Below are 7,910 nucleotides of genomic sequence, written 5' to 3'. Positions count from 1 at the left end.
GTCGTCCGCCGCCGCCCACCGGGCGGGGTCCGGGGGAGGTCGCGCGGGCAGTCCGCCGAGAGTCCCTCGTGGGCCATGAGCGCCAGGTCCCGGGCGGACAGCCCGGCCCGGGCGCGCAGCAGCCGCGCCTCGATGCGCCGGCGGAGCGCGTCCTTGCGACGGGCCTCGCGGGCCAGCACCGCCAGCGTCCGGTGGACGGCCTCGGTGTCCGCCGCCAGCCGGCGCTCGGCCAGCATCCGCTCGGCCAGCAGCGCCGCCTGCGCGTGGTCGCCCTGCCGGGCCAGCGTCGCGCCCTCCAGCAGCCGGTCGGGCCGCCCGGACAGCAACAGCCGCGCCGAGGGTCCCAGCCCCCCGTTGCGGTACTCGCTGCGCGCCATCGCCCCGATCCGGTCCCGCAGCACGTCCAGCCGCCGCCGTTCCACCGCCGCTGCCCGGTGCAGCAGGCGCAGGTCGGCCCGCTTGCGGCGGACCGCCCGCTCCGCGTCCTCGTACGCCTGCACCGCACGGGCCGCCTGCGCGTACAGCCGCTCCACCCGGGCCGGGGGGCCCGGGCGCGGCCCGGGGTGCTCGCCGGCCACCGCCGGCGAGGCGGTCAGCAGCAGGCAGAGGGCCACGGCCGCCGTCCTCCATCGCATCGCCCGATCCTTTCGGGCCGGTCACCGCGGGGCCCGGACGACACGCCCCGCCGCCCGGCGGCCACCCGGCGGGGTGACCGCATCCGGGCGTGCGCCCGGCGGGGGACCGCCCGATCATGGGAACGGGCGCACTCGGCGGACAGGAGGGTGACCGGGTGAGCGGTGACGGTGAGCCCGGCGGCTGGTCACCGCCGGACGACGGGGTCCTGCGGCAGGTGCTGGACGGCACCCCCGCGGGCGTGGGCATCTACGACCCGCAACTGCGCTACGTCTACGTCAACCCCGCCCTGGCCCGGATGAACGGCCTGCCCGCCGAGGCGCACCTCGGTCGCCGGATCACCGAGGTGCTGCCGGACCTGGACGACGCGGGCGAGGAGGCGCTGCGCCAGGTCCTGTCCGACGGCAAGTCGCGCGAGGTGCCCTCCAGCGGCCGCACGCACGCCGAGTCCGGGACGGGCCGGCGCTACTGGCAGGGCGCGTACCACCGGCTGGACGCGGCGGACGGCACGGTGCTCGGCCTCGTCGGGATCATGCTGGAGGTCAGCGCGTCGCGCCAGCACCAGCAGGAGCTGGAACGGGCCCGGGAGCGGCTGGCGATCCTGGACCGCGCCGCCACCTTCATCGGCACCACCCTGGAGATGGACGAGACCTGCGCCGAGCTCGCCGGGTTCCTCGTGCCGCTGCTCGCCGACATCGCCACCGTCGAGGTCTTCCCCACCGAGCGCTCCACCCCCTACAACCGCGGTCTGCTGCGGCTGCGCCGGGCGGCGATGGCCGCGCTGCCGAACCTGCGCGAGCAGGTCAAGATCTTCGGCGAGCCCGGGGAGTACGTGGAGTACCCGTCGGGCACGACCATCCCGCGCTGCCTGCAGTCGGGCAGCCCGGTGGTGCAGAGCCTCTTCGAGGACGACGCCCTGGGCCACGGCGGGTCGGCCCGCGAGCGGATGGCCGCCTTCCGCTCGGTGGGCATCCACTCGGCGCTCGTCGTGCCGCTCGCGGCGCGCGGCGAACCCATCGGCACGGTGACCCTGGTCCGCTGCGGCGAGTCCCCGGGGTTCACCGAGCGGGACACCGAGACCGTCCAGGACATCGTCCGGCGGGCCGCGATCTACCTCGACAACGCCCGCCGCTACACCCACGAGCACGGCATCGCCCTCGAGTTGCAGCGTGCCCTGATGTCGGAGCCGGGCTCCCCGCACCCCTCGGTGGAGGCCGCGTTCCGCTACCAGCCGGCCGGCAGCACCGCGCTGGTGGGCGGCGACTGGTACGACGCCGTACGGCTGTCCTACGGGCGCACCCTGCTGGCCATGGGCGACGTCATGGGGCACGGGGTGGAGGCCTCGGTCGACATGAGCCAGTACCGCTCGATGCTGCGCTTCGTGGCCGCGGCCGACCTGCCGCCGCACCGCATCCTGCGCCGGCTGGACACCCTCATCTCGGAGACCGAGTCGGGCCGTCCGGCGAGCTGCCTGCTGGCCCTCGTCGACCCGGTGCGCAACACGTGCACCTTCTCCAGCGCCGGTCACCTGCCGCCCGCCGTCATCCGGCCGGACGGCACGGTCGACATCGTCGACGTGCCGGTCGGGCCGCCGCTGGGCACCGGCCACGGAGGCTACGAGCCCGTCGCGGCCTCCTGCCGGGCCGGCGACGTCCTGCTGCTGTACACGGACGGTCTGGTGGAGCGGCGCGGGGAGGACATCGACGCCTCGCTCGACCGCCTCGCCGGGTTGCGCCTGCACTCCGACGGTGATCTGGGCGGACTCGTCGACCGGGTGCTGTCCCTGCTGGTCGTGGAGCCGGCCGACGACGACATCGCGGTCCTCGCGGCACGGATCATGCGATAGGCGGATCAACCGCTCGGAGTACCACAACAGGCGCACCTCGACTTGCGCCCGCACGATGATCAGACGGGCCGCCGCAGGGGCGGGCCCGGGAACCGGCCCCTCGGGGAGGATCTGCCGTGACCGTCAGTCTGGCGCATCTGCGTCGTTGCTCCGTTGCCGTCGACCTCGGGGCGTCGCGCACCCGTGTCTACCTCAAGCACCAGGGACTCGTCGTGGACGAGCCCAGCGTGGCCGCCGTCAACGCGCACAGCGGTGCCCTCATCGCGGTCGGCTCGCTCGCCGAGAAGATGACAGGGCGCACGCCCGAGCACATCCGCGTGGTCCGCCCCATCCAGGCCGGCATGGTCGTCGACATCGAGATGGCCCAGCGCATGCTCCGTCACCTGCTGGGCGGTCAGCTCCGCAAGGCCTGGCGGCGCAAGCCGATGCTCCGGGCGGCCGTCTGCACCCCCAACGGCAGCGGGCCGCTGGCCCAGCGGGCCGCCGTCGAGACGATGTACGGCCTCGGTTCGCGGCGGGTCGAACTCGTCGACTCCGTCATCGCGGCCGCCATCGGGTGCGGACTGCCGGTCGAGCAGCCCGAGGCGACGATGATCATGCTGGCCGGGGCGAGCACCACGCAGATCGCGGTCATGTCGATGGGCGCGATCGTCGCGGCGGAGACCATCGCGGTGGGCGGCGAGGCGATCGACCACGCCGTCGTCCAGCACCTGCGCAACACCCACGAACTGGTGCTGCCCAGCCAGTCGGTACGGCCCCTGCACGAGATCCTCTCGGCGCCCGGCCCCACCGCGCCCAGCGCCGAGGTCCAGGGGCGCGACGTCGCCAGCGGCATCGCCCGTACGGTCCGCGTCGACACCGAGGCGGTGCGGCAGGCGATCCGGATGCCCATGGCGACGCTGGTCGACGGGATCGGCCAGACGCTCAGGCGGTGCCCGCCGGACCTGGTCGCCGACCTCACCGACCGCGGCATCATGCTCGCGGGCGGCAGCGCGCTGCTTCCCGGCCTGGACATGATGCTCCGTCAGGCCACCGGGATGCCGGTCACGATCGCGGACCGGCCCGACGTCTGCGCGGTGCGCGGGCTGGGCGCGATGATGGAGGGCCACCCCGTCCCGATGCCGCTCGACCCGCTGTCCGTGTAGGCCCCGGGCCGGGTTCAGACGTCCAGGACGAGACGGGAGCCGGCGGCTCCCCGCGAGACGCAGACGAGCATCGCGTCGTCCGTACGGCGGGCGGTCGCACTGCCGCCGTGGCGGACCGCGTCCGCGCCCGCCAGGACCCGGACCCGGCACGTGCCGCAGAAGCCCTGGCGGCAGGAGTACGACGTCGCGGGCCGCGCCCCCGTCAGGACGGAGAGCGCGGTGCGGTCGGCCGGGACGGGGAGCACCTCCCCGTCCCGGCCGAGCTGCATCTCGAAGGCGGTGCCGTCCGTGACCGGCGGCGGCGAGAAGCGCTCCACGTGCAGCACCGGGGCCGGGCGCAACGCCGGGATCAGCGCGGGCGGACCGCAGAAGTAGACCGCCGTACCCGCGTCCGCGCCCGCCAGCAGTTCCGCCCCCGTCGGGGGACCACCGGCCTCCTCGTCGGTGCGGACCCGCACCCGCCACGGCTCGTGCCCCGCGAACTCGGCCAGCTCCGCCAGGAACGGCAGCGTCGCCCGACTGCGCCCCGCGTACACCAGGCGCCAGTCCGCCCCGGCAGCGGCCGCGGCGCGCACCATCGGCAGGATCGGCGTGATCCCGATGCCGCCCGCGAGGAAGAGCAGCGACCCGGAGCCGGTCAGGGCCAGGGGGAAGGCGTTGCGCGGGCCGAGGGTGCGCAGGACCGCGCCCGGGGCGAGGGCGTGCATCTCGCGGGACCCGCCCTCCCCGTCCGGGACTAGCCGCACCGCCACCCGATAGGCGTCCCGTTCGGCCGGGTCGCCGCACAGGCTGTACTGGCGGCGCCGCCCGGACGGCAGGTCGAGGTCGAGGTGGGCACCGGGGTGCCAGGCGGGCAGCGCGGCGGTGCCGCCGTCCGCCCGCACCAGCCGCAGCCCCACGACGCCCTCGGCCGCCGCGGTGACCTCGGCGACGCGCAGGGCCAGCGAGCGGTCCACGGCGGCCGGTTCGCGTACCGGCCGCCGCCCGCTGCCGCGCACCAGCAGCGGGGTGATCCGGGCGAGCAGCGCCAGCAGCGGCTCCGGGCGGGAGCCGCCGGCCCGGCGGGGCGGCGGGGTCGCCCATGCCGGAGGCGGGGGCAGGGTGCTCGGGTCGGGCAGGGACACGTGCGGGGACCCCCTAGTGGAGCGCCGCGCGCGCGGCGGGCGAGGACGCGAGGTAGGCGACGGCCTGCGTGGTGGACCCGTACTGCGACGGGTGGTAGCCGGGCCGCAGGTAGGAGAAGAAGAGCCGGACGACCGCGTGCGGCGGCGGCAGCAGCCCCCGCCGGGCACCGCGGTACCAGTCGCGCCAGCGCGGCTTCCCGGCGCCCACCGGGTCCTCGGCCATGAGGCAGCGCAGCCCGCGCACCCACCAGTAGAGCAGCACGGGGAAGGCGACCAGGTGCGCCCGCACCCGGTGCCGGTAGCGGCCGTCGAGATGGGTGAACAGGTCGTACGCGACGGCGCGGTGCTCGACCTCCTCCGCCCCGTGCCAGCGGTAGAGGTCGAGGACGGCCCCGGCCTTCTCGTGCTTGTCGAGGGCGTCCAGCGCGTGCGCGTTCAGGATCCAGTCGCCGAGGAAGGACGTCACGTGCTCGATGGCGGCGATGATCGCGACCCGCTCGACGAGCCAGCCGTGCGCGGCCCTGCCGGTCAGACCGCGGTCGCCGAGCATCTCCTGGAAGAACCAGCGCAGTTGGGCGACGAACCGCTCGGTGTCCAGACCCGCGTCGTTGAAGTGGCCCAGCAGCGACTGGTGTGCCCGGGAGTGCATGGCCTCCTGGCCGATGAAGCCGATGACGTCCTCGCGCAGCCGGTCGTCCCCGATCATCGGCAAGGTCTGCTGGAAGACGGTGAGGAACCAGTCCTCGCCCTCGGGGAGCAGGATGTTGAGGACGTTGGCGAAGTGGGTGAGGAACGCGTCGTCGTCCAGGTAGCGGACGGGCAGGCCGTCCCAGTCCCAGTGCACGTCGCGGGGCTTGAGGACGAGGTGCTCGGGCTCGGCGGTCATGCCGCGGTCCTCTCCTTCTCCGCACGTTCGACCAGGCGGGCGGCGTGCTCGGCGACGAGGTCCGGGCGGTGGGACGGCAGCCAGTGGCCGCCGTCCACGTGGTGGACCTCGGCCCCGGGCGCCCAGTCGGTGATCTCGGTCTGCCAGGGCGGCAGGACGAACACGTCCTTGGACGGGGCCAGCACGACCGCGGGGAGCGCGGCGTGCCGGACCCGGGGGCGGAACATGCGGGGCAGCACATTGGCGCGGTAGAGCTTGAGCCCGGCACGGTTGCGGGCGGCGAGCCCCGGGCTGTAGCCGGAGGGGCCCTCGCCGGTCTCCAGGCGGCGCAGGGCCGTGACGACTCCGTCCAGGAGGCCGCTGCGGCAGGCGAGTTCGGCGACCCCCACCAGGTGGAAGAAGCCGACGTACTGCGAGGCCAGCGACTGCTTGGCGAGCTTCAGCAGGCGGGCGGGCGTCGGCCGGCGCAGCTGGGCGCGGTACCAGCGGCCGGTGTGGTCCAGGTCGGGGCCGGAGATCGAGGTGATCGAGGCGTAGCGGTGGGCGAGCTCCGGAGTGCTGACGGTGTGCCAGCTCTGCACCGACCCCCAGTCGTGGGTCAACAGGTGGACCGGGGCCCGCGGGCTGGCCGCGTCGGCGACGGCGGTGGTGTCGGCGGCGAGCTGCGGCAACCGGTAGGCGCGGGTGCGGCGTGGGACGTCCGAGGCGCCCGAGCCGCGCACGTCGTACGTCACGACGTGGAAGCCGCGGGCGGCGAGGCGCCCTGCGACGCCGTCCCACACACCGTGGTCGTCGGGGAAGCCGTGCACACACAGCACCGTGGTCCCGGCCGGGTCCCCCTGCTCGTACACCGCCAGCCGCACCCCGTCGGAGGCCGTGACCCAGCGCTGCGCCATGTCCGCCGCCCTTCGTCTTCGCCTTCGCGTCACCGCGTCGTCGGTCGGTCGTCGGTTCGCCGTTCCCGGCGGCCACGATGGCAGCTTGTTGACGCCGTGTCTAGCAGTGGGACGGTATAGCTTTGCCGCCGTGACCGGTGAGAACGCGATACTGCGACGACGGCTCGGCGTCTTCGACGCCACCGTCGTCGGGCTCGGCTCGATGATCGGCGCCGGGGTCTTCGCGGCCTTCGCCCCGGCCGCCCGCGCGGCAGGGTCCGGGCTGCTGCTCGGGCTCGCGGCGGCCGCCGTCGTCGCCTACTGCAACGCCATGTCCTCGGCCCGGCTCGCCGCGCTCCACCCCGCCTCGGGCGGGACCTACGTCTACGGGCGCGAACGGCTCGGGCCGTTCTGGGGCTACCTGGCGGGCTGGTCCTTCGTCGTCGGCAAGACCGCCTCCTGCGGGGCGATGGCGCTGACGATCGGCGCGTACGCCTGGCCGGAGCAGCAACGGGCGGTCGGCGTCGCCGCGGTCGTGGCGCTCACCGCCGTCAACTACGCGGGCGTGCAGAAGGCGGCCTGGCTCACCCGGGGCATCGTCGCGGTCGTCCTCGCGGTGCTCGCGGCCTTCGTGGTCGCCGCGACCACCGGCGGCGACGCGGACGCCGCCCGGCTGGACATCGGGGCCGACGCGACCGCGGGCGGGGTGCTGCAGGCGGCCGGCCTGCTGTTCTTCGCCTTCGCCGGGTACGCCAGGATCGCCACGCTCGGCGAGGAGGTCAAGGACCCGGCGCGCACCATCCCCCGGGCCATCCCGCTCGCCCTCGGCATCACCCTGGCCGTCTACGCCGCCGTCGCCGTTGCCCTCCTCGTGGTGCTGGGCCCGCAGGGGCTCGCCCGTTCCGCGGCGCCCCTGGCCGACGCCGCGGGCGGCCTCGCGCCGCTGATGCGGGTGGGCGCGGCGGTCGCCGCCACCGGATCCCTGCTCGCGCTGATCCTCGGGGTCTCCCGCACCACCCTGGCCATGGCCCGCGACGGGCACCTGCCGCGGACCCTGGCCGCGGTGCACCCCCGGTCCGGGGTGCCGCACCACGCCGAACTCGCCGTCGGCGCGGTCGTCGCCGTGCTCGCCGCCACCGCCGACCTGCGCGGGGCGATCGGCTTCTCCTCCTTCGGCGTCCTCGCCTACTACGCCGTCGCCAACGTCTCCGCCTGGACCCTGGGCCCCGGCGCCCGGCGCGCCGTCCCCGCCCTCGGCCTGCTCGGCTGCCTCGCCCTGGCCTTCGCCCTCCCCTGGACCTCCGTCGCCGCGGGCGCGGCCGTCCTCGCCACCGGGGCGACGGAGGTCCAGGGGAGGGCGAAGGCCAGGGCGAGGCAGCCGAGCAGGCCGAGGGCGGGGAC

The 7,910-nt window shown here is 75.4% G+C and carries 7 protein-coding genes; 3 read left to right on the top strand and 4 right to left on the bottom strand.

Features of this window, described 5'->3' with window-relative positions:
• Positions 1–635, bottom strand: a 635-nt coding sequence (locus PV341_RS41910) for a coiled-coil domain-containing protein (protein WP_500360607.1), incomplete at its 3' end; no start/stop codon positions are given.
• A 155-nt stretch (positions 636–790) separates the two neighbouring features.
• Between PV341_RS41910 and PV341_RS41905 the strand changes: the two genes are divergently transcribed.
• Together PV341_RS41905 and PV341_RS41900 are read left to right on the top strand one after the other, a co-directional pair.
• Positions 791–2,479: a SpoIIE family protein phosphatase gene (locus tag PV341_RS41905; RefSeq protein ID WP_500322702.1), complete on the top strand. Its 1,689-nt coding sequence runs from the start codon at positions 791–793 to the stop codon at positions 2,477–2,479.
• Positions 2,480–2,595: 116 nt separating this feature from the next.
• A complete protein-coding gene (locus PV341_RS41900) occupies positions 2,596–3,624 on the top strand; it encodes a rod shape-determining protein (RefSeq protein WP_499512538.1) in 1,029 nt (342 codons plus the stop codon).
• Positions 3,625–3,638: 14 nt separating this feature from the next.
• Here the strand turns inward: PV341_RS41900 and PV341_RS41895 are convergent, their stop codons facing one another.
• The 3 genes from PV341_RS41895 to PV341_RS41885 are packed head-to-tail and all read right to left on the bottom strand — an operon-like array spanning position 3,639 to position 6,530.
• Positions 3,639–4,748 carry a PDR/VanB family oxidoreductase gene (locus PV341_RS41895; protein WP_500322701.1) on the bottom strand — a complete coding sequence of 370 codons (1,110 nt, stop codon included), beginning with the start codon at positions 4,746–4,748 and terminating at the stop codon, positions 3,639–3,641.
• A 13-nt stretch (positions 4,749–4,761) separates the two neighbouring features.
• The gene (locus PV341_RS41890) at positions 4,762–5,634 is read right to left on the bottom strand and encodes a metal-dependent hydrolase (protein WP_500360606.1); all 873 of its coding nucleotides are present in this window, start codon (positions 5,632–5,634) and stop codon (positions 4,762–4,764) included.
• On the bottom strand, positions 5,631–6,530 hold the full coding sequence (locus PV341_RS41885; RefSeq protein ID WP_500360605.1) for an alpha/beta fold hydrolase: 900 nt from the start codon (positions 6,528–6,530) through the stop codon (positions 5,631–5,633). Before PV341_RS41885 ends, PV341_RS41890 begins: the two co-directional genes overlap by 4 nt.
• A gap of 130 nt (positions 6,531–6,660) precedes the next feature.
• On the opposite strand from PV341_RS41885, the gene PV341_RS41880 reads away from it, so the two are divergent.
• Positions 6,661–7,910 (top strand): APC family permease (locus PV341_RS41880; protein ID WP_500360604.1); only part of this gene is annotated, 1,250 nt, incomplete at its 3' end.

The sequence above is a fragment of the Streptomyces sp. PA03-1a genome (genome assembly GCF_033792805.1).
In the GTDB taxonomy this organism is placed as follows: domain Bacteria; phylum Actinomycetota; class Actinomycetes; order Streptomycetales; family Streptomycetaceae; genus Actinacidiphila.
The sequence above is the reverse complement of the archived record's forward strand: the minus strand, read 5'-3'. Positions and strand labels throughout refer to the sequence as shown.